The organism is Streptomyces sp. NPDC032822, from assembly GCF_055578825.1.
On the sequence record NZ_JBVIOL010000001.1, the window covers coordinates 1,219,175 to 1,238,761 of the forward strand.

Below are 19,587 nucleotides of genomic sequence, written 5' to 3' on the forward strand. Positions count from 1 at the left end.
CTGCCCGCCGCGACGCCGTTCAGCCACGACCGAACCGGTCGAACGCTAGGCCTCGTTCTTCTCGGATTCCCCGGAGCCGCCCGGCTTCCCGGAGACACCCGGCTCCTCCGAGGTGCCCGGCTTCTCGGAGACGCCCGGCTCCTCCGAGGTGGCCGGCTTCCCGGAGGCGGCCGGCTGTTCCGAGGGATCCGGCATCCCGAAGGCGGCCGGCTCCTCCGAGGCATCCGGCTCCTCGGAGACGTCCACCTTCTCCTCGACGGCCGTCTTCTCTTCGAGGTCCGGCTTCTCCTCGGCGTCCGGCTTCTCGGGGAGTTCGGCGGCCAGGGCCGCCGCGGCCTGCACCAGCGGCAGCGCCAGCAGCGCTCCCGCTGCCTCCCCGACCGTCACCCCGTGGTCGAGCAGCGGCTCCAGCGCCATCCGGTCCAGCGCCTTGGCCTGTCCCGGCTCGCCGCTGTTCTGTCCGGCCAGCCACCAGTCCGGCGCCCGGAACGCGATCCGCTGCCCCACCAGCGCACAGGCGGCCACCACGACCCCGTCCAGGATCACCGGCATCTTCCGCACCGCGCTCTGCAGCAGGAAGCCCGTGAGCGCGGCGAGGTCGGCGCCGCCCACCGTCGCCAGCAGCTGCAACTGGTCCCCGAGCACCGGCCGGGCCCGCCGGAGCGCGTCCCGGATCGCCGCGCACTTGCGCATCCAGGCCAGGTCGTCGATCGCCTGCCCGCCCCGCCCGGTCACCACCGACGCGTCGGTGCCGCACAGCGCGGCGATCAGCGTGCCCGCCGCCGTGGTCCCGCCCACGCTCACATCGCCGAGCACGACCAGATCCGTACCGGAGTCGGCCTCCTCGTCGGCGACCGCGACCCCGGCGCGGAAGGCGGCCTCCGCCTCCTCCGCGGTCAGCGCGTCCTCGATGTCGATCCGCCCGCTGCCGCGCCGCACCCGATGCCCCGCGACCTCCGAGGGCAGTGCCTGGGGGTCGCAGTCCAGCGCCATGTCGACGATCCGTACCGGCACCCCGAGCCGCCGGGCGAGCACGGACACCGGCCGGCCGCCCTCCAGGACCTCGCGCACCAGCTCGGCGGCGCTGCCCGCGGGCCGTCCCGAGACGCCCAGTTCGGCGATGCCGTGGTCGCCGGCGAACAGCACGACCCGCGGCCGTTCCACCGGCCGTACCACCGCCGACGACTGCGCCGCGGCCAGCCACTCACCCAGTTCGTCCAGCCGTCCCAGCGCTCCGGGCGGCACGATCTGACGCTCCCGGCGCGCCTCGGCGTCGCGGCGCACCCCGCCGTCGGCGCGCTCGATCAGATCGGAGAAGTCGTCGAGATTCAGCGAGCTCATTCGCCGAACAGTACCGGCCCTGATCGAACACGGCGGCGCCACATCGCCACGACGACCGCGCGACGTCGTTGCACTCAAGATCGCCATCCCATACGTTCCGTTATGCGGTGAATTGTCGTACGTCTTCGGGAGTCGCCATGTCAGCATCCCCCGCGCCTTCCGTACGGCGCCTTCGCTCCACCGCCCGCGCGATGCTGCCCTTCTCCGAGCCGGAGAGCTGGCTGGACGTGGGCACCGGCGACGCCCGCTTCCCCGCGACGGCCAGAGAGGTCTTCCCCTACACCTCGTTCGACGGCCTGGACCGCACCCCCCGCGTCGAGGAGGCCCGCTGGGCCGAACGCGTCGAGGAGGCCCACATGGGCCGTCTGACGGACCCGCAGATCACCGCCCGGCTCCGGTCCCGCTACGACGTGGTCAGCGTCCTCCACCACCTGCCGCACACCGCCGACCTCCACGCGGAGGTCGCCGCGGCCCTGGCGGTGCTCCGCCCCGGCGGCCATCTCCTGCTCGAACTCCCCGACCCGCACTGCGCGTTCGCCGCACTCCTGGGCCCGCGATGGCACGCCCACACCCGGCCCGGGACCCCGCCGCTGACCCCGCTGGAGGACCTGCGCGCCGAACTGGAGTCCCAGGGCTGCACGATCGTCACCACGGACCGCGCCGCGGCGCACACCCCGCACGACCTCTCGTCCGCGCTGTCCCTGGTCCTGCCGAAGTCCTTCCCCTCCTGGGCGACCCGGTCCCTGCTGGCCGCGGCCAGGGCGACGGACCACACCCTGGCCCCGCTCCTGCGCCGCACCCGCTTCTCGAACACCTACCGGGTGATCGCCCGCAAGGCCGCGGCAGCGCGTGTCACCGGCGCCGCGTCAGCCGCGTAGCACCAGCGCCTGGCCCGCCACCACCAGCAGCACCTGCTCGCACTCGCCCGCGAAGGCCGCGTTGAGGCGCCCGAGTTCGTCCCGGTAACGCCGTCCGGACGCGGTGGCCGGGACGATGCCCGAGCCCACCTCGTTCGACACGGCGACGACCGTTCGCCGCGTCGTCCGCACCGCCTCCGTGAGATCCCGCACCCGCGCCCGCAGCGCCCGCGCCCCGCCGCCGGCCCACTCCGCGTCGTCCCACGCCCCGACCGCGTCCATCGCGTCCGTCAGCCACAGGGACAGACAGTCCACGAGCAGCGGCGGCCCGTCGTCCTTCAACAGCGGCGCCAGGTCGCAGGTCTCGGTCGTACGCCAGGATCCCGGCCGGCGCTCCCGGTGCGCGGTGACGCGCTCGGCCCACTCGCCGTCCCCGCCCCGGGTGCCGCCGGTCGCGACGTACAGCACGTCGGGGAAGGCCTCCAGACGCCGCTCGGCCTCCACCGACTTCCCGGACCGCGCCCCACCGAGCACCAGCGTCCGGCGCGGCACATCCGGTACGTCCCCGTAGGCGCCGACCGTCAGGGTCGTCCCGTCCGGCACGGCCCGTGCCCCGGCCGCCGCGAGCCGCCGCCGCACCTCGGGGCCCGAGGGCACGTCATGGTCCAGATGGACGGCGACGACGTCCGTCGTCGGCCCGAGCGCCCCCACGGCCCGCAGCCTGGCGAGCGCGTCCGGCCGCCCCACCACGTCGGCGAGGACCATGTCGTACGTCTCGGCGGACCCGTTCTCCAGCCCGGCCGGCGCGGCCCCCGGCGGCAGATACAGCAGCCGCTGCCCGTCGGGCCCCGTCACCGCGTAGCCCGTGCCGGGCGAGTCCATCGCCACCGCCCGCACCCGATGCCCCGTCAGCAGCGCCAACTCCCGGCCGTCCGGCACCCGGCCCGGCTGCGGCAGCCCGGCCGGCACCTCGACCGCCGGCCCGTCGTGCGGATGGGACAGCAGCACCTGCCCCACCCCTCCCAGCGACTGCCCCGCCCGTGCCGCCGCGAAGACCGCCCCGGGCGTCAGATCGAGCAGCAGCGCCCCGTCCACGAGCAACGAGGTCGCCGCCCGCGCATCCGTCCCGAGCGCGGCCGCACAGGCCGCGCAGGGACAGTCGGGGCGGGGCAGTCCAGAGGGACCGGCGGTACCGAGCAGAGTCACATCCACGCTCAGATTCTCGCCGGTGGTGGCACGTACCGCGCGCCTGGGGCTCCTCCTGAGGGGCGCGTCCCAAGGGGCGCGGGGAACCGCGCCGTCAGCCCCACCGGCCCGCACGGTGACGACGACCCGCAGTTTCTTCTTCTTCGATGCCTGACCCGGCGGAGCGAATAGGCTCCTGGTGTGCAATGTGCTCACACCAGGGAGGCGTACATGGCGGCATGGACGTGGCGGTTCGAGAAGTCCGACGGCACCGAGGTTCAGCCCGCGGTGGTGCCCGAGGAGTTCACCACGCAGGGGGACGCCGAGTCCTGGATCGGGGAGTACTGGAAGGAACTCCTCGAAGGCGGCGCCGACCAGGTGCACCTGTCCGAGGACGAGACGAAGATCTACGGGCCGATGAGCCTGCACGCCCAGGACGCGTAGCCCGCAGGGGCGGCCGGACACCGGCCGCCCCTGCCTCGCCGCCCGTCCGGCGAGATGATGCCTGTGATGCCTGTGATGTCCGTGTCACCGCACCCGGTGACGATTCCCGGCCTCGGATGCGGTCTAGCCGCCGGCCTCGACGCCCGCACGGCTCAGCCCCGCGCCCCGCACCCCACACAGGTGCAGCAGCGCGGCGACCCCCCGGTACGGATCCGTCCGCCCGGCCCGCTCCTCGGCCGCCAGCAGCGTCCCGACGTCGGCCGGGATGTCCGCCTCGTCGGCCGCGGTGTCCGTGAACACCCGGACGCCGTACCAGGCCTGCAACGGCGCCCCGATGCCCGCGAGGGTCGCGGTGAGCGTCGCCAGCCGGTCGGCCCGGACGTCCAGGCCCAGCCGGTTGGTGTATGCGGTGGTGTCGAAGGCGGCCAGCGCACCGGCCCAGTCACCCAGCAGCCCCGGCCGCATGGCCAGCGCGTCCGCGTTGCGCACGAGCAGCGACAGCAGCCCGCCCCGGGCGAGCATCCGGGCCAGCCCCGCCAGCAGCGGATCGGGCTCCTCGATGTACATGAGCACGCCGTGGCACAGCACCACGTCGAAGCTGCCCGGCAGGAAGTGCACCCCGGTGTCCCGGCCGTCGCTCTGCACCAGCCGCACCCGGTCCCGGATGCCCACCGGCTCGGCGGCCAGCGTCTCCCGGGCGGCGGCGATCATCCTGGGGTCCTGCTCGACGCCGGTGACCTGATGCCCGGCCCGGGCCAGCCGCAGCGCCTGCGTGCCCTGGCCCATCCCCACGTCGAGCACCCTCAGGCGCTGTCCCACCGGGAACCGCCCGGCTATCTGCTCATCGAGCTGCCGGGCCACCAGCTCCTGTCGTACGACGTCCCGCAGCCCGCCCAGCCGGTCCAGCCAGGCATCCGCCGCGCCCCCCGAGAACGGCGTAGTGCTCAGGGCCGCTCTCCACGCTTGACCTGCGGCTTGGGCAGCCGGAGCCGGCGCATCTGGAGCGAGCGCATCAGGGCGTAGGCCACCGCGCCGCGCCGGTTCTGGTCCGGGAAGCGCTCGGCCAGCCGCTTCTTCAGGCGGAAGCCGCTGAGCGCCGAGTCGAGCACGATCAGCACGATCACGACCAGCCACAGCAGCAGAGCGATGCTCTGCAGCGCGCCCACCCGCACCATGCTCAGCACGAGGATGACCACGGCCATCGGCAGGAAGAACTCGGCGATGTTGAACCGCGAGTCGACGGAGTCACGCGCGAACTTGCGCACCGGGCCCTTGTCACGGGCGGGAAGGTACCGCTCGTCACCCCCGGCGAGCGCCTGGCGCTGCTTGTCCAGCTGGACACGCCGCTCGTCGCGCTGACGCTTGGATGCCTCCTTGCGCGTGGTCGGCGTGTTGGCCACGCTGCGGCGCTGGGTCTGGGCCTCACTGCGCTTGGGCGTGGGCCGACCCTTCTTCGCCTGCGGGTCACGGGTCTGCTTGGAGTCGGTCAGGGGCGCCTTGTCGGCGGCCGGGGCCTTCTCATCCTTGGCACGGCTACGGAACACAAAACCCAAGGGTACGGGGTGCGGGGGCATGGACCCCAGCCCGGCGGGGAACGATCCGGCAACGCCGGTCGTCTGTAGGGAGGACAGGGAGCCCTGACGGTCACCTACTCCTTACGCCGGAGCCGGGCCTTGCTCAGTCGTCCTTGGGGATGAGCGCATCGGTCCCCGAACAGTGCGGTAATGGATGCAGGGCCCGTACTGTGGGTGCTGTTGCAGAGCTGGAGCCGGAAGTCGTCAGAAGGGGGCGCGCGAAGCCCATGAGCGGTGTCATGAAGCGTATGGGGATGATCTTCCGCGCGAAGGCGAACAAGGCCCTTGACCGGGCCGAGGACCCGCGCGAAACCCTCGATTACTCGTACCAGAAGCAGCTGGAGCTGCTGCAGAAGGTGCGTCGCGGAGTCGCCGACGTGGCGACCTCGCGCAAGCGCCTGGAACTCCAGCTGAACCAGCTGCAGTCCCAGTCGTCCAAGCTGGAGGACCAGGGCCGCAAGGCACTCGCGCTGGGCCGTGAGGACCTGGCCCGCGAGGCGCTGTCCCGTCGCTCCGCGCTCCAGCAACAGGTGACCGACCTGGAGACCCAGCACTCCACGCTCCAGGGCGAGGAGGAGAAACTCACTCTGGCGGCCCAGCGGCTCCAGGCCAAGGTCGACGCCTTCCGCACCAAGAAGGAGACGATCAAGGCCACGTACACCGCGGCCCAGGCACAGACCCGCATCGGCGAGGCGTTCTCCGGCATCTCCGAGGAGATGGGCGACGTCGGCCTGGCCATTCAGCGCGCCGAGGACAAGACGGCCCAGCTCCAGGCCCGCGCCGGCGCGATCGACGAACTGCTCGCCTCGGGCGCCCTGGACGACCAGTCCGGCATGCACAAGGACGACATCCAGGCCGAGCTGGACCGGCTCTCCGGTGGTACGGATGTAGAGCTGGAACTCCAGCGGATGAAGGCGGAGCTGGCCGGCGGCGGCACCGGGAAGCAGGCCATCGAAGGTGGCACGAGCCAGCAGCAGACCCCGCAGCAGCCGCAGGACACCCCGCGTTTCGACAAGCAGTGACGGCAGCGACCGCGACGACCGCGGCAACGACCCGCAGGGCCCACGCCTGAGGAGGGCGACATGATCGTACGGATCATGGGGGAGGGGCAGGTGAGGCTGGCCGACGGCCACCTCACCGAGCTGAACAAGCTGGACGACGAACTCCTGAGGGAGATGGAGAACGGCGACGGCCCCGGCTTCCGCGACACCCTGACAGCCCTGCTGTCCAAGGTCCGCGAACTGGGCGAGCCGCTGCCCGACGACTCCCTGGAACCGTCGGAACTGATCCTCCCGTCACCGGGCGCGACCCTGGAAGAGGTACGGGAGCTGCTGAGCGACGACGGCCTGATCCCGGGCTGAGTCCGAGCCGCACCTCTCATCCCCTGGACACACGTGAACACCCTCGACCGCGCCCGGCGCCACCTCAAAGCACACCCGATGGCGCTGGACGCGGCCCTCGCCGCCGGCGTCCTCGCCTGCATGGTGGCCGGCTCGTTCGTCGACCCGCACGGCGAGCACGACGTCAGCTGGAGCGTCCGCACCCCCGACCCGCTGAGCCTGGTCCTCATCGTGCTCGCGTCCGCCACCCTGGTGTTCCGCCGCCGCGCCCCGAAGACCGTCCTCGCCCTCACCGTCGGCTTCTCGCTCGTCGAGGCCGTCACCGGCGACCCCCGCGCCCCCGTCGCGATGGCCGCGGTCATCGCCCTCTACACCGTCGCCGCGTCCACCGACCGCCCCACCACCTGGCGCGTCGGCCTGCTCACCATGACCGTCCTGACCGGCGCCTCCATGCTCGCCGGCCCACTGCCGTGGTACGCCCAGGAGAACCTCGCGATCTTCGCCTGGACCGGCATCGGCGCCACCGCGGGGGACGCCGTCCGCAGCCGGCGCGCGTTCATCCACGCCATCAGGGAGCGCGCTGAGCGGGCCGAGCGCACCCGCGAGGAGGAGGCCCGCCGCCGGGTCGCCGAGGAACGCCTGCGCATCGCCCGCGACCTGCACGACGTGGTCGCCCACCACATCGCCCTGGTCAACGTCCAGGCCGGAGTCGCCTCCCACGTCATGGACAAGCGGCCCGACCAGGCCAAGGAGGCGCTGGCCCACGTACGGGAGGCCAGCCGCTCGGCGCTGAACGAACTGCGGGCCACGGTCGGGCTGCTGCGCCAGTCCGGCGACCCGGAGGCACCGACCGAACCGGCCCCCGGCCTGGTCCGGCTCGACGAACTCGTCGCCACCTTCCGCAACGCCGGGCTGCAGGTCGAGGTCGCCCGCGCGGACCACAACACCACCCTGCCCGCCGCCGTCGACCTGGCCGCCTACCGCGTCATCCAGGAGGCCCTCACCAACGTGCAGAAGCACGCCGGGACGGAGGCCAAGGCCGAGGTCAGCGTCGTCAGGGTGGGACCGAACATCGAGATCACCGTCCTCGACGACGGGGCCGGCGAGGACGACGACCCCGACAGCGGCGGCGGCCACGGCCTGCTCGGCATGCGCGAGCGGGTCACCGCCCTGCGCGGCACCCTGACCACCGGCCCTCGCTACGGAGGCGGCTTCCGCGTCCACGCGATCCTGCCGATCAAGACCCGCACGACCACCACGGGAAAGCCGGGGGAATCCGTATGACCATCCGTGTCCTGCTCGCCGACGACCAGGCACTGCTGCGCAGCGCCTTCCGGGTGCTCGTCGACTCGGAGCCCGACATGGAGGTCGTGGGCGAGGCGTCCGACGGGGTGGAGGCGGTGCGGCTGACCAAGGAGCAGCGGGCCGACGTCGTCCTGATGGACATCCGCATGCCGGGCACCGACGGCCTCGCGGCCACCCGCATGATCAGCGCCGACCCCTCGCTCGCCCATGTCCGCGTGGTCATCCTGACGACGTTCGAGGTCGACGACTACGTCGTGCAGTCGCTGCGCGCGGGCGCCTCCGGCTTCCTCGGCAAGGGGTCCGAGCCCGAGGAACTCCTCAGCGCGATCCGGGTCGCGGCGGGCGGCGAGGCGCTGCTGTCCCCGGCCGCGACGAAGGGCCTCATCGCCCGCTTCCTCGCCCAGGGCGACGCGGGGGACGACGACCGCGACCCGGCCCGCGCGGAGCGCCTGGCCGCGCTGACCGTGCGGGAGCGCGAGGTCCTGGTCCAGGTCGCCGGCGGCCACTCGAACGACGAGATCGCCGATCGCCTGGAGGTCAGCCCGCTCACCGTGAAGACGCACGTCAACCGGGCCATGGCCAAGCTGGGCGCCCGGGACCGGGCACAGCTCGTGGTGACCGCGTACGAGTCGGGCCTGGTACGCCCGAGGGCGGAGTGATCTCGACGCTCCCGTAGCGCCGCGGCCGGCACCGGCGAGGGCGGCTTCCTCGCCCAGCCGCTCGCGGTGGTCGTGATCGGCGACCTGATCACCTCGACCCTGCCGACCCTGCCGACCCTGCCGACCCTGCTCCTGGTCTCGACGCTCTGCGCGATGCCCGAACTCCGGAACTCCGCAAGGAGCGCCGGGCGAAGAAGCGCGCGGCGAAGAAGGGCGGCCTGCCCGCCCAACAGGCCAAGGCCTCCGTCGTTTTGCCGTTCCGTATCCTGTGGCTCGAAGGGCTTCACGGGGGAAGGGGATACCGGCGGTGCCACTGAACAAGGACGACCCGAAATCGGTCGGCGGCTACAAACTGGTCGACCGGCTCGGCAGCGGGGGCATGGGGATCGTCTACCGGGGCAGGTCGCGGTCCGGCCGTGACGTCGCCGTCAAGGTGGTGCACGCCCAGTACGCCCAGGACGCGGTCTTCCGGTCCCGGTTCCGGCAGGAGATCGAGGCCGTCCGCAAGGTGAGCGGCGCCTTCACCGCGCCGGTGGTGGACGCCGATCCCGAGGCGGTACGGCCGTGGATGGCGACCCAGTACGTGGCGGGCCGCTCGCTGGCCGAGCGGATCCGTGCCGACGGCGCGCTGCGCCCCGCGGAACTGCGGCAGCTGGCCCTCGGGCTGGTGGAGGCACTGCGGGACATCCACCGGGCCGGGGTCGTGCACCGCGACCTCAAGCCCGGCAACGTCCTGATGGCCGAGGACGGGCCCCGCGTCATCGACTTCGGCATCTCCCGCGCGGTCGAGAACCACAACACCCTCACCGAGACCGGCCAGATGATCGGCACCCCGCCCTTCATGTCCCCGGAGCAGTTCACCGACGCCCGCACGGTCGGCCCCGCCTCGGACGTCTTCTCCCTGGGCGCGCTGCTGGTGTTCTCGGTCACCGGGCGCGGCCCCTTCGACACCGACAGCCCCTATCTGACCGCCTTCCGGGTCGTCCACGAGGCGCCCGTGCTGGACGGCATCTCCCAGCCGCTGCGCGCGGTGCTGGAACGCTGTCTGAGCAAGGAGACCGCCGACCGGCCCGAACTCGACGAGCTGACGAAGCAGTTCGAGGACGCACTGCCCGAGCCGGACCCCCGTGACCCGCTCACGGTGGCCCTGCGGGTGAACGCGCCGGGGACCGCCGAGCCGACGTCCGCCGGGGCCGACCCGGTGGCGGTGACGTCGGCCGGGCGGATCCGCCGGTCCGGGCGGGGCCGCCGCCCGTTGCTGGTGGCGGTCGGCACGGTGGGCGCCCTGACCCTGGGCCTGCTGGGGTACGTGCGGTTCGGGCCGGGATTCCCGGACAGTACGCCGGCGGCGGCGGGCGCCGCCCCGTCGGCGGCCTCCCGGTGGGCGGCGGCGCCCACCGGCTTCACGTCCTGGCAGTCGACGGCGTTCAAGACGGCACCGCGGGGCGAGACCAAGGCGCTGGGCGTGGACAGCGGTGAACTAGGCGACATCAACTGCCACCGCTACGAGAACGCGGTCTACTGCGCGGGCAACAACATCCTTCCGGTACGTCTGGACGGCCGTACCGGCGAGACCGTGTGGCGCTCGGCCCTTACGGTCGTCGGCACCGGCGCGGGGCTGAACTCCTTCATGCTCCTCGGAGTGCGGGACGGCGCGGTGCTCGTCCGGCAGGTCGTGTACACACGGAGCACCGGGAACTCGACGGTCAGTGTCATCGCCCTCGACGTGGACAGCGGCGAGCGGCTGTGGAGCCGCGAGGTGAACGACACGAGCATCGACCTCGCCATGTCCGGCGACCTCGTCCTGACCCCCGACACCAGTGGCCGGACGCTGACGGCCCGTTCCGCGCGCACCGGCGCCGCCCGCTGGACCGCGCAGCTGCCCGCCGACCACTACTGCCAGTTCCCCACGGTGGGCTCCGGCCTGTACGAGCACTGCTTCCCGGCGGACGAGAGCCGGTCCGCCGAGCTCCTGGAACTGGACCGGAGTGACGGGTCGGTGGTCCGGCGTCTGAAGACCCCGTACACGACCGGTCTGCTCGGCGCCGTCGACGGCAGGCTGGCCTTCGCGGTCGGCACCACGGGACCGACGCGCCCCGAGGAACTGACGTTCGGCGAGATCGTGCTGGTCGACCCGGACACCGGCGCCCGCACCACGACGAAACTGGCGAAGACCTACGCGGGTGCGGTGACGCTGGCCGCCGACACCCTGTGGATCACCGAGGCCAACGGCCAGGTGACCGCCGCCTCCCCGCTGACCGGCGAACAGCTGTGGCAGACCAGGACCGGTGCCGAGGGCTCGGGCCGGCCCACGTACGACGCCCGCACCCGCACCCTGTATTTGGCCAGCACCAGCGGCCGGGTGGCGGCCCTCGACGCGCGCAAGGGCACGCTGCTGTGGGAGACGGGCGCGCACGCCGAGCAGCTCGCCAGCGGCGACGTGACCAAGTCCGAGGTGCTGCTGTACGGCGGCGCGCTGATCGCGAACACCCCGGACGGCACCGTCTTCAGCGTCGACCCCGCCCACCCCGACCGGGAGCCCGTGTCGGAGTGAGCGGGGGAGGCCCCGAGCCCTACGGCAGCGCCAGCATCCGCTCCAGCGCCAGCTTCGCGAACGCCTCGGTCTCCTTGTCGACCTCGATGCGGTTGACGAGGTTGCCCTCGGCGAGGGACTCCAGGGTCCACACCAGGTGGGGGAGGTCGATGCGGTTCATGGTCGAGCAGAAGCAGACCGTCTTGTCGAGGAACACGATCTCCTTGTCCTCGGCCGCGAAACGGTTCGCGAGGCGGCGCACGAGGTTCAGCTCGGTCCCGATGGCCCACTTTGAACCGGCCGGGGCGGCCTCCAGCGCCTTGATGATGTACTCGGTCGAGCCGACGTAGTCCGCCGCGGACACCACCTCGTGTTTGCACTCGGGGTGCACCAGCACGTTCACGCCGGGTATCCGGGCGCGGACGTCCTCGACCGACTCCAGGCTGAAGCGGCCGTGCACCGAGCAGTGGCCCCGCCACAGGATCATCTTCGCGGCGCGCAGCTGCTCCACGGTCAGCCCGCCGTTCGGCTTGTGCGGGTTGTAGAGGACGCAGTCCTCCAGGGTCATCCCCAGCTCCCGCACCGCGGTGTTGCGGCCGAGGTGCTGGTCGGGCAGGAACAGGACCTTCGTCGTCGAGGGCTCGCCCTGCCCGAAGGCCCACTCAAGGGCCCGCTCGGCGTTCGACGACGTGCAGATCGTGCCGCCGTGCTTGCCCGTGAACGCCTTGATGTCCGCGGAGGAGTTCATGTACGAGACGGGCACGACCTGCTCGGCTATGCCGGCCTCGGTCAGCACGTCCCAGCACTCGGCGACCTGCTCGGCGGTGGCCATGTCGGCCATCGAGCAGCCGGCGGCCAGGTCGGGGAGGACCACCTTCTGGTCGTCGGACGTCAGGATGTCGGCCGACTCGGCCATGAAGTGCACACCGCAGAACACGATGTACTCGGCCTCCGGGCGCGCGGCCGCGTCCTTGGCCAGCTTGAAGGAGTCGCCGGTGACGTCCGCGAACTGGATGACCTCGTCGCGCTGGTAGTGATGGCCGAGGACGAACACCTTGTCCCCGAGCTTCTCCTTGGCGGCGCGGGCCCGCTCGACCAGGTCAGGGTCGGAGGGCGAGGGCAGGTCGCCGGGACATTCGACGCCCCGCTCGCTCTTCGGGTCGGCCTCGCGGCCGAGCAACAACAGGGCGAGCGGAGTCGGCTGTACGTCGAGCTCCGTGGTCTGGGCGGTGGTCACGGCACGCACCCTTTCTACTTTTCTCTACTTTTCGTCGAACTGACGTTATCTATCATAACCCGCTTCACGTCACTTTGACGATCGTCATAACGTCGATGTGACGTGAATCCCGAAGCCGGACCGGAGGCCGCTGTTCGCTTCAGCGCGTGTGTGCGAGCATGAAGAGAGAAGAAGAGGAAAGACCCGCCCTCGGCCCGGAATGAATCCGCGGCCCCGACGGTTGCAACCGTCGGCAAGCAGTCTCCGTACAACCCGGGAGAGATGTAGATGTCCGTATCGGACGAGACCAGCACCGCCACCGACGGCATCATCCTGTCCGACGCCGCCGCGGCGAAGGTCAAGGCCCTGCTCGACCAGGAAGGCCGCGAGGACCTGGCTCTGCGCGTCGCCGTTCAGCCCGGTGGCTGCTCCGGCCTGCGCTACCAGCTCTTCTTCGACGAGCGTTCCCTCGACGGCGACGTCCTCAAGGACTTCGACGGTGTCAAGGTGGTCACCGACCGCATGAGCGCCCCGTACCTGGGTGGCGCGTCCATCGACTTCGTCGACACCATCGAGAAGCAGGGCTTCACGATCGACAACCCGAACGCGACGGGCTCCTGCGCCTGCGGCGACTCCTTCAGCTAAGCCTCCTGCCCGGCCTTCGGCCGGGCACCAGAGCTGGACAGCCGAGCGACGAGAAGGCGGCGGCCCCCTCCGACAGGGCCGCCGCCTTCGCGCATGTCCGGGCGCGCGCTACCGCGCCCCGGACGCCTCCGGGAGCCGCGCCCCCGCCTTCTGCAGCGGGACCTCCTTGCCGTCCACCCCCACGACCGTACGGCCGCCCAGCGGCGCGTCCAGCGGCACGGTCTGCTGGTACACCTTCGCGATCATGATGCAGACCTTGTCCGGCCAGGGCGTCTCGGTCACCGTGACCCTCACCTCGCCCGAACTGCTCTCGCTCGCCGTCGCCTTGTAGTCGGCGCACACCCCGCCCGTGAAGTTCACGGTCAGCTCGTTCCCCTCGGCCGTGTAGCCGTCCACCTGGACGTCCCGGGTGGCCGGCGCGGCCGTCGGCTCGTCACCCGGTGAGGCCGGGGGCACGGAGGGCGCGGTCGGCTCCACGGACGGCGTGGCCGAGGTCAGGTACTTCGGGTCGACCGCCGGATGCGTCACCGTGAACGCGTCCTGCGCGCCCGCCGCCCGCACCTCGAACAGCCAGGACGGCACCAGCGCCTGCCGCCCGTCCACCGACTGCGACGCCAGCCCGAACACGGCCTTCTCGACCGTGATCGTCTCCTTCTGCCCGGCCGTCGGCGTGGCGGCGGTCTCCCCGGTGGGCTCCGCGGCGGACCCGGTGGACCCGGTGGACTCCCCGCAGGGCGCCTCCAGCCGGTCCTTCAGCGGTACGGGGCTCGCACAGCCCCCGATGCCCATGCGGTGGTCGGAGCCGGTCCCCGCGGAGGTGTTCATCAGCCCCAGCGTCCTCTCCGCGCTCAGCACGGGGTACGTGTCCCCCTTCGCCGGCGTCCTCACCTGGCCGTTGCCGCCCACCACTTCGCCCTGGGCGCTGACGGTGACGCCGGTCGTCCAGCCGTACGTGGGCAGCCCGCCGACCACCGGATCGGCGTTCACGATCCGCTGGGCGCCCGCGGTCTGGCTCGCGTCCAGCTTCGCGTCGTCCTGGCCCAGCGCCTTCAGGACCGGCGCGGCCGCCTGCTTCGCGACCGCCTCGCTCACCGGGTCGGCGGCCGTGTCGGCGGGGGTGTCCGCACACACGGTCTCGCTCTGGCAGGCGTCCGGGCCCGGCGCGTACCGGTGGAACGTCCAGGCACCCGGCGCCTGCCGGTTCACCTGGAGGCTCGGCCCCGAACCGTCCTTCGCGCCGACCCGCCAGTCCTGCCCCTGGAGCACCGGCTTCCCGGCGACGCCGAGCGCCTTCGCCAACGCGGCCACCTGCTCCTCGCCGACCATGCCGGCCGACCGGTACACCGGCGCCGAGCCGGGGCCGTCCGGGAGTGTGCCGTCGTCGGCGCGGTAGGTGGCGCCGTACGGGTTGGGCTCACCGGGCGCGATGCCGTGGGAACCGGCGGCCTCGGAGTAGCCGTCGAGCGCGAGCGGCGGGGGAGTGCCGTCGCCGCCCGCCCCGGACGTCGTACGGCCCCCGGTGCCTCCGGTGGCCGTGGTGGTGAGGTACGCCCCACCGCCCCCGACCAACAGCACGGCGGCGGCGACGGAGGCGGCGACCAGGGTGGGGCGACGCCGGGGCGGGGCGTCGCCTTCGGAGTCGGCCGCATCGCCCCCGGCAACACGCTCAGGGGCAGGGTCCGAGACACCCTCCCGCGCGGAGGCGTCGGAAGGATCGGAGGCGCCGGAGACCGGGGAGACCTCGGCGGCCTCCGCAACCTCGGAGACCTCGGCGGTCTCGCCTTCGCCGTCCGCGTCAGGCGGCGTATCGCCGTCGGCGGCAGGCTCCTCCGCGCCGGGCGCCTCGACGCCGTCCTCCGCCTCGGCGCCGGCGGCCTCATGCTCCGCCTCGACGTCCGCAGCCTCGTCCTCCGCCTCGATGTCCGCGGCTTCCTGCCCTGCCTCTGCCTTCGCCTCGGCCGCTGCGTCCTCTTGCTCCGCCTCGGCCCCGGCGGCTTCCTGTTCCGCCTCGGAGTCCACGGCCGTCCGGTTCTCCGAGGCTTCCGCCTCCGGAGACTCCGCCGCTTCCTCCGAGGCGGACCGCCCGTCCGAAACGCGCGGCTCCCCGGCGGAGCCGTCGGCACCGTCCTTCGGGCCGACGTCGTCGTGGTCGGGTCGCTCGGTGTTCACCGCATCGCTCCTTCGGCTGCGCATCTGTCCCATGACCCTGACCCGACCCTGTCAAAGAGGTCGGCCCACGGGTCGTATCCCGCATCCCCTTTACGGGGGACGCCGATGGGACGCAGCGGGGGAGCGCGCGGTTCCCGTCACGCGCTGTCTAGTCGCCGTACTCCGACATCGCGTCGAGGAGCCGGGCCGAAGCGGACGGTACGGTTACGCCGTGGATGAGTGACGGGGAGACCGGAAGGGCAGTGATCCGGTCGGGGACCGCCCAGTGGGGAGCCATCCGCGCGCAGTCACCGCGCAGCGACGCCAGATCGCCGTCCGGGTCGGCCGCGACGGGTGCAGGGACTTCGAGGTTCGTCATAGCCGCACCGTAGACACGGTCGGGCCTGCGAAGAAAGATCTACTATCGGGTAGTTTTGGCGGCTTCAGAGGCTCCCGCCGACCCGGTAGCGTGAACTGTCAATCCGTCTCCCCACAGGAGAGTCAACGCCGTGCGCATCGCAGTCACCGGCTCCATCGCCACCGACCACCTCATGACCTTCCCCGGCCGATTCGCCGACCAGTTCGTCGCGGACCAGCTGCACACGGTCTCGCTCTCCTTCCTGGTCGACAACCTCGACGTCCGCCGGGGTGGCGTCGGCGCGAACATCGCCTTCGGGATGGGGCAGCTCGGCACCGCACCGATCCTGGTCGGCGCCGCCGGCTTCGACTTCGACGAGTACCGGGCCTGGCTGGACCGGCACGGCGTCGACACCGCCTCCGTGCGGATCTCCGAGACCCTGCACACCGCCCGCTTCGTGTGCACGACGGACGCCGACCACAACCAGATCGGCTCCTTCTACACCGGCGCGATGAGCGAGGCCCGCCTCATCGAGCTCAAGACCGTCGCCGACCGCGTCGGCGGCCTCGACCTGGTGCTCATCGGCGCCGACGACCCGGAGGGCATGCTCCGCCACACCGAGGAGTGCCGCTCCCGGTCCATCCCCTTCGGCGCGGACTTCTCCCAGCAGATCGCCCGCATGGGCGGCGACGACATCCGCACCCTGCTGGACGGGGCGGCGTACCTCTTCTCGAACGAGTACGAGAAGGGCCTCATCGAGTCCAAGACGGGCTGGACGGACGAGGAGATCCTGTCCAGGGTCGGCCATCGCGTCACCACGCTCGGCGCCCAGGGCGTCCGTATCGAGCGGGTCGGCGAGGAGCCGGTCGTCGTCGGCTGCGCGCAGGAGGAGCGCAAGGCCGACCCCACCGGTGTCGGCGACGCCTTCCGTGCCGGTTTCCTCTCCGGCCTCGTCTGGGGCGTCTCCCTGGAGCGCGCCGCCCAGGTCGGCTGCATGCTCGCCACCCTCGTCATCGAGACGGTCGGCACCCAGGAGTACCAGCTGCGCCGCGGCCACTTCATGGAGCGCTTCACCAAGGCGTACGGCGACGAGGCCGCCGCCGAGGTCCAGAAGCACCTCGCGTAACCGCGCGTACCGCTAGGAGAGCCGGCGGACCACATGGGCCGAGCCCTGGTCCGCCGGCTCCTCGCCCACGTACTCCTGCCCGCGCATCTCGCACCACGCCGGGATGTCCAGCCGGGCCGCCTCGTCGTCCGAGAGCACCCGGACGAGGCCGCCCACCGGCACCCCGCCGAAGACCTTCGCCAGCTCGATCACCGGGATCGGGCACCGCTTGCCCAGGGCGTCCACGACCAGCACGTCGTCCCGCACCGCCACGGCGGGAGCGGGCGCCCCCAGCTTCTCCCGCACCGCGGCCACCGCCCCCGGCAGCACGTCGAGGAACCGCTCGACGTCCCCCTCGGGCGTCCCGAGCGGCAGTGACACCCGGACGTTCCCCTCGCTGAGCACGCCCATCGCCCGCAGCACATGGCTGGGCGTCAGCGTGCTGCTCGTGCAGGACGATCCGGACGAGACGGAGAAACCGGCCCGGTCCAGCTCGTGCAGCAGAGTCTCCCCGTCGACATAGAGACAGGAGAAGGTGACGACACCGGGCAGCCGCCGCTCCGGATCACCGACCACCTCCACGTCCGGCACCAGCCGCGGCACCCGGGCCCGGATCCGCTCCGTCAGCTCCCGCAGCCGTACCGCCTCTTGTGCCGCCTCGGCCCGCACCGCCCGCAGCGAGGCCGCCGCCGCCACGATCGCCGGAATGTTCTCGAAGCCGGCCGCCCTCCCCGACTCCCGCTCGTCCACGGGCCCTTGGGGCGCGAACCGCACCCCCTTGCGCACGACCAGGAGCCCGACCCCCGAGGGTCCGCCCCACTTGTGGGCGCTGGCGGCGAGCAGCGACCAGTCGCCCTCCACCGGCCCCCACCCCAGCGACTGGGCCCCGTCCACCAGCAACGGCACCCCGGCCGCCCGGCACGCCTCGGCGACCCCGGCCACCGGCTGCGCGGTCCCCACCTCGTGGTTGGCGGACTGGAGGCACGCCAGCGCGGTGTCCGGCCGCAGCGCCTCCGCGTACGACTCCACGGTCACCGCCCCCGACCGCGACACCGGCACCTGCGTCACCGACCCGCCGTCCGCTTCGAACACCTCCGCCGAATGGAGTACCGAAGAGTGTTCGACCGAAGACACGATCAGGTGACGTCCGACGCGCCGCCGCCCCGCCAGCGCCCCCGCGATTCCGGTGTGGACGGCCCGCGTTCCGGACGCGGTGAAGAGGAGTTCGTCCGGCCGGCACCCCACCGATTCGGCGGCGGCCTCCCGTGCCGCGTCGAGCAGCATCCGGGCCCGCCGCCCCTCCCTGTACAGCCGTGCGGGATCCGCCCACCCTTCGTCGAGCGAGGCCAACAGGGCCTGCCGGGCAACGGGATGCAGGGGAGCGGAGGAGGCGGCATCGAAGTAGGACACACGGCAACGTTAGAACGTGCGCCCGCATCACAGCGGCGCGAAGCCGCGAGATGTGCGGCTCCGCCGCGTGGGCGCGACAAGCCGCGACGCACCCGCACCCGCCCCAACAAGCCGCAGACCCGAGCTATTAGGCGCCCATACCCACCCCATCAGAGTGACCCGCGACGCGTATGCCACCCTCCCCGCGAACCCCCGGAAGGCGTCGGCTAGGGTTTGGTCCGCATAAACATCCAAACCCCTGCCCGACGCAGGGCGGCGACCGGACCAGCGAGAAGGCCGCAGCTCAACCGCGCGGGCGAGACTCTCGGGAAGGCGCTACGTGAGTCCCAACGGCTCCGACCGCTCGCCGCGGCGCCCGATGCGGCGGAAGCTGCTGCAGGCAATGACCGCGGGCCTGGTCCTGGCGACCGCCACCGGTTGCACATACAAGGACTTCCCCCGCCTTGGTATGCCCACCCCGACCACAGAAGAGGCTCCGCGGATCCTCTCCCTGTGGCAGGGCTCGTGGGCTGCCGCGCTCGCCGTGGGCGTGCTGGTGTGGGGCCTGATCGTATGGAGTGCGATCTTCCACCGGCGCAGCCGCACCAAGGTCGAGGTCCCCCCACAGACCCGGTACAACATGCCCATCGAGGCGCTGTACACCGTGGTCCCGCTCATCATCGTCTCGGTGCTGTTCTACTTCACGGCCCGTGACGAATCGAAGCTCCTCAGCCTCAAGGAGAAGCCCGACGTCACCATCAACGTCGTCGGCTTCCAGTGGAGCTGGGGCTTCAACTACATCGAGCCCGTCGACGGTTCCACCGGCGACGCGGTGACCGACAAGAACCTGGACGCCATTCCGGACCGGTTCAAGGACGACTTCCCGGCGAACGCCGGCGGTGTCTACGACGTCGGTACGCCCGCCACGAAGAACCCGCAGACCGGGAACCCCGGACCGACCCTCTGGCTCCCCAAGGGCAAGACGGTCCGCTTCGTCCTCACTTCGCGTGACGTCATCCACTCCTTCTGGGTGGTGCCGTTCCTCATGAAGCAGGACGTCATTCCGGGCCACACCAACGCCTTCGAGGTGACCCCCAACAAGGAGGGCACCTTCCTGGGCAAGTGCGCAGAGCTGTGCGGCGTCGACCACTCCCGGATGCTGTTCAACGTGAAGGTCGTCTCCCCCGAGCGCTACGAGCAGCACCTCAAGGACCTGGCCAAGAAGGGGCAGACCGGTTACGTTCCCGCCGGCATCGCGCAGACGAGCCACGAGAAGAACCGGGAGACGAACAACCTGTGAGCATCCTCAACGAACCCCAGGGTGCCGCGGCGGCGGAGTCCCACTACGCGGACGAGCTGCCGGTCAGGCGCAAGCAGCCCGGCAATGTCGTGATCAAGTGGCTCACCACCACTGACCACAAGACGATCGGGACGTTGTATCTGGTCACGTCGTTCGCGTTCTTCTGCATCGGTGGCGTGATGGCGCTG

At 72.0% G+C, this 19,587-nt stretch carries 18 protein-coding genes and 2 pseudogenes; 12 read left to right on the forward strand and 8 right to left on the reverse strand.

Features of this window, described 5'->3' with window-relative positions; translation table 11 throughout:
- Window positions 1–45: 45 nt before the first annotated feature.
- Window positions 46–1,341 carry a nicotinate-nucleotide--dimethylbenzimidazole phosphoribosyltransferase gene (gene cobT / locus ACZ5VD_RS05605; protein WP_468680910.1) on the reverse strand — a complete coding sequence of 432 codons (1,296 nt, stop codon included), beginning with the start codon at window positions 1,339–1,341 and terminating at the stop codon, window positions 46–48.
- 137 nt (window positions 1,342–1,478) lie between these two features.
- Here cobT and ACZ5VD_RS05610 point away from each other — a divergent pair, with 137 nt between their 5' ends.
- Window positions 1,479–2,219, forward strand: a complete 741-nt coding sequence (locus ACZ5VD_RS05610) for a class I SAM-dependent methyltransferase (RefSeq protein ID WP_468680913.1) — start codon at window positions 1,479–1,481, stop codon at window positions 2,217–2,219.
- On the opposite strand, the gene ACZ5VD_RS05615 is transcribed toward ACZ5VD_RS05610, so the two are convergent.
- On the reverse strand, window positions 2,208–3,410 hold the full coding sequence (locus tag ACZ5VD_RS05615) for a bifunctional adenosylcobinamide kinase/adenosylcobinamide-phosphate guanylyltransferase (protein WP_468549335.1): 1,203 nt from the start codon (window positions 3,408–3,410) through the stop codon (window positions 2,208–2,210). The two genes, ACZ5VD_RS05610 and ACZ5VD_RS05615, sit on opposite strands and share 12 nt — an antisense overlap.
- A gap of 204 nt (window positions 3,411–3,614) precedes the next feature.
- Here ACZ5VD_RS05615 and ACZ5VD_RS05620 point away from each other — a divergent pair, with 204 nt between their 5' ends.
- Window positions 3,615–3,827, forward strand: coding sequence for a hypothetical protein (locus ACZ5VD_RS05620; protein ID WP_468549336.1), 213 nt, complete (start codon window positions 3,615–3,617; stop codon window positions 3,825–3,827).
- 123 nt (window positions 3,828–3,950) lie between these two features.
- Here the strand turns inward: ACZ5VD_RS05620 and ACZ5VD_RS05625 are convergent, their stop codons facing one another.
- Both ACZ5VD_RS05625 and ACZ5VD_RS05630 read right to left on the reverse strand, forming a co-directional pair.
- On the reverse strand, window positions 3,951–4,688 hold the full coding sequence (locus tag ACZ5VD_RS05625) for a class I SAM-dependent methyltransferase (RefSeq protein ID WP_468549337.1): 738 nt from the start codon (window positions 4,686–4,688) through the stop codon (window positions 3,951–3,953).
- Window positions 4,689–4,771: 83 nt separating this feature from the next.
- Complete coding sequence (locus ACZ5VD_RS05630) at window positions 4,772–5,401, reverse strand: DUF3043 domain-containing protein (RefSeq protein WP_468549338.1); 630 nt, start codon at window positions 5,399–5,401, stop codon at window positions 4,772–4,774.
- A gap of 254 nt (window positions 5,402–5,655) precedes the next feature.
- On the opposite strand from ACZ5VD_RS05630, the gene ACZ5VD_RS05635 reads away from it, so the two are divergent.
- From ACZ5VD_RS05635 to ACZ5VD_RS05660, 6 genes and pseudogenes are all read left to right on the forward strand, one after another.
- Entirely contained in the window at window positions 5,656–6,423 is a 768-nt protein-coding gene (locus ACZ5VD_RS05635) for a PspA/IM30 family protein (protein WP_468549602.1), read from the forward strand.
- Window positions 6,424–6,483: 60 nt separating this feature from the next.
- Entirely contained in the window at window positions 6,484–6,762 is a 279-nt protein-coding gene (gene pspAA / locus ACZ5VD_RS05640; RefSeq protein WP_468549339.1) for a PspA-associated protein PspAA, read from the forward strand.
- 33 nt (window positions 6,763–6,795) lie between these two features.
- Window positions 6,796–8,025 carry a sensor histidine kinase gene (locus tag ACZ5VD_RS05645; RefSeq protein WP_468680916.1) on the forward strand — a complete coding sequence of 410 codons (1,230 nt, stop codon included), beginning with the start codon at window positions 6,796–6,798 and terminating at the stop codon, window positions 8,023–8,025.
- Window positions 8,022–8,705, forward strand: a complete 684-nt coding sequence (locus ACZ5VD_RS05650) for a response regulator (RefSeq protein ID WP_468549341.1) — start codon at window positions 8,022–8,024, stop codon at window positions 8,703–8,705. The genes ACZ5VD_RS05645 and ACZ5VD_RS05650 overlap by 4 nt, the downstream gene beginning before the upstream one ends.
- Window positions 8,706–8,735: 30 nt before the next feature.
- A pseudogene (locus tag ACZ5VD_RS05655) lies at window positions 8,736–9,022 on the forward strand (hypothetical protein); the annotation flags it as partial.
- Window positions 9,013–11,259 carry a protein kinase domain-containing protein gene (locus ACZ5VD_RS05660; protein WP_468680918.1) on the forward strand — a complete coding sequence of 749 codons (2,247 nt, stop codon included), beginning with the start codon at window positions 9,013–9,015 and terminating at the stop codon, window positions 11,257–11,259. The pseudogene ACZ5VD_RS05655 and the gene ACZ5VD_RS05660, both read left to right, overlap by 10 nt.
- 19 nt (window positions 11,260–11,278) lie before the next feature.
- On the opposite strand, the gene nadA is transcribed toward ACZ5VD_RS05660, so the two are convergent.
- Window positions 11,279–12,475, reverse strand: a complete 1,197-nt coding sequence (gene nadA, locus ACZ5VD_RS05665) for a quinolinate synthase NadA (protein ID WP_468549343.1) — start codon at window positions 12,473–12,475, stop codon at window positions 11,279–11,281.
- 267 nt (window positions 12,476–12,742) lie between these two features.
- On the opposite strand from nadA, the gene ACZ5VD_RS05670 reads away from it, so the two are divergent.
- Window positions 12,743–13,099: an iron-sulfur cluster assembly accessory protein gene (locus ACZ5VD_RS05670; protein WP_468549344.1), complete on the forward strand. Its 357-nt coding sequence runs from the start codon at window positions 12,743–12,745 to the stop codon at window positions 13,097–13,099.
- Window positions 13,100–13,207: 108 nt separating this feature from the next.
- Here ACZ5VD_RS05670 and ACZ5VD_RS05675 read toward each other — a convergent pair whose 3' ends face one another.
- Window positions 13,208–15,268 carry a hypothetical protein gene (locus ACZ5VD_RS05675; protein WP_468680920.1) on the reverse strand — a complete coding sequence of 687 codons (2,061 nt, stop codon included), beginning with the start codon at window positions 15,266–15,268 and terminating at the stop codon, window positions 13,208–13,210.
- Between the two features lie 148 nt (window positions 15,269–15,416).
- A complete protein-coding gene (locus ACZ5VD_RS05680; RefSeq protein ID WP_468549345.1) occupies window positions 15,417–15,626 on the reverse strand; it encodes a hypothetical protein in 210 nt (69 codons plus the stop codon).
- 130 nt (window positions 15,627–15,756) lie between these two features.
- Here ACZ5VD_RS05680 and ACZ5VD_RS05685 point away from each other — a divergent pair, with 130 nt between their 5' ends.
- Window positions 15,757–16,731 (forward strand): carbohydrate kinase family protein, encoded by a 975-nt coding sequence (locus ACZ5VD_RS05685; protein WP_468549346.1) that lies wholly within the window; start codon window positions 15,757–15,759, stop codon window positions 16,729–16,731.
- 12 nt (window positions 16,732–16,743) lie between these two features.
- Here ACZ5VD_RS05685 and ACZ5VD_RS05690 read toward each other — a convergent pair whose 3' ends face one another.
- The gene (locus ACZ5VD_RS05690; protein WP_468680922.1) at window positions 16,744–18,120 is read right to left on the reverse strand and encodes an aminotransferase class V-fold PLP-dependent enzyme; all 1,377 of its coding nucleotides are present in this window, start codon (window positions 18,118–18,120) and stop codon (window positions 16,744–16,746) included.
- A 319-nt stretch (window positions 18,121–18,439) separates the two neighbouring features.
- On the opposite strand from ACZ5VD_RS05690, the gene ctaC reads away from it, so the two are divergent.
- Both ctaC and ACZ5VD_RS05700 read left to right on the forward strand, forming a co-directional pair.
- On the forward strand, window positions 18,440–19,399 hold the full coding sequence (gene ctaC / locus ACZ5VD_RS05695; RefSeq protein WP_468549348.1) for an aa3-type cytochrome oxidase subunit II: 960 nt from the start codon (window positions 18,440–18,442) through the stop codon (window positions 19,397–19,399).
- Window positions 19,396–19,587 (forward strand): annotated as a pseudogene (locus ACZ5VD_RS05700) (aa3-type cytochrome oxidase subunit I); the annotation flags it as partial. The gene ctaC and the pseudogene ACZ5VD_RS05700, both read left to right, overlap by 4 nt.

Excerpts from the sequence above, each read along its gene's own strand:
- cobT (WP_468680910.1), bottom strand. The coding sequence starts at position 1,341 with ATGAGCTCGCTGAATCTCGACGACTTCTCCGATCTGATCGAGCGCGCC.
- ACZ5VD_RS05610 (WP_468680913.1), top strand. The coding sequence starts at position 1,479 with ATGTCAGCATCCCCCGCGCCTTCCGTACGGCGCCTTCGCTCCACCGCC.
- ACZ5VD_RS05620 (WP_468549336.1), top strand. The coding sequence starts at position 3,615 with ATGGCGGCATGGACGTGGCGGTTCGAGAAGTCCGACGGCACCGAGGTT.
- ACZ5VD_RS05630 (WP_468549338.1), bottom strand. The coding sequence starts at position 5,401 with ATGCCCCCGCACCCCGTACCCTTGGGTTTTGTGTTCCGTAGCCGTGCC.
- ACZ5VD_RS05635 (WP_468549602.1), top strand. The coding sequence starts at position 5,656 with ATGATCTTCCGCGCGAAGGCGAACAAGGCCCTTGACCGGGCCGAGGAC.
- pspAA (WP_468549339.1), top strand. The coding sequence starts at position 6,484 with ATGATCGTACGGATCATGGGGGAGGGGCAGGTGAGGCTGGCCGACGGC.
- ACZ5VD_RS05650 (WP_468549341.1), top strand. The coding sequence starts at position 8,022 with ATGACCATCCGTGTCCTGCTCGCCGACGACCAGGCACTGCTGCGCAGC.
- ACZ5VD_RS05670 (WP_468549344.1), top strand. The coding sequence starts at position 12,743 with ATGTCCGTATCGGACGAGACCAGCACCGCCACCGACGGCATCATCCTG.
- ACZ5VD_RS05680 (WP_468549345.1), bottom strand. The coding sequence starts at position 15,626 with ATGACGAACCTCGAAGTCCCTGCACCCGTCGCGGCCGACCCGGACGGC.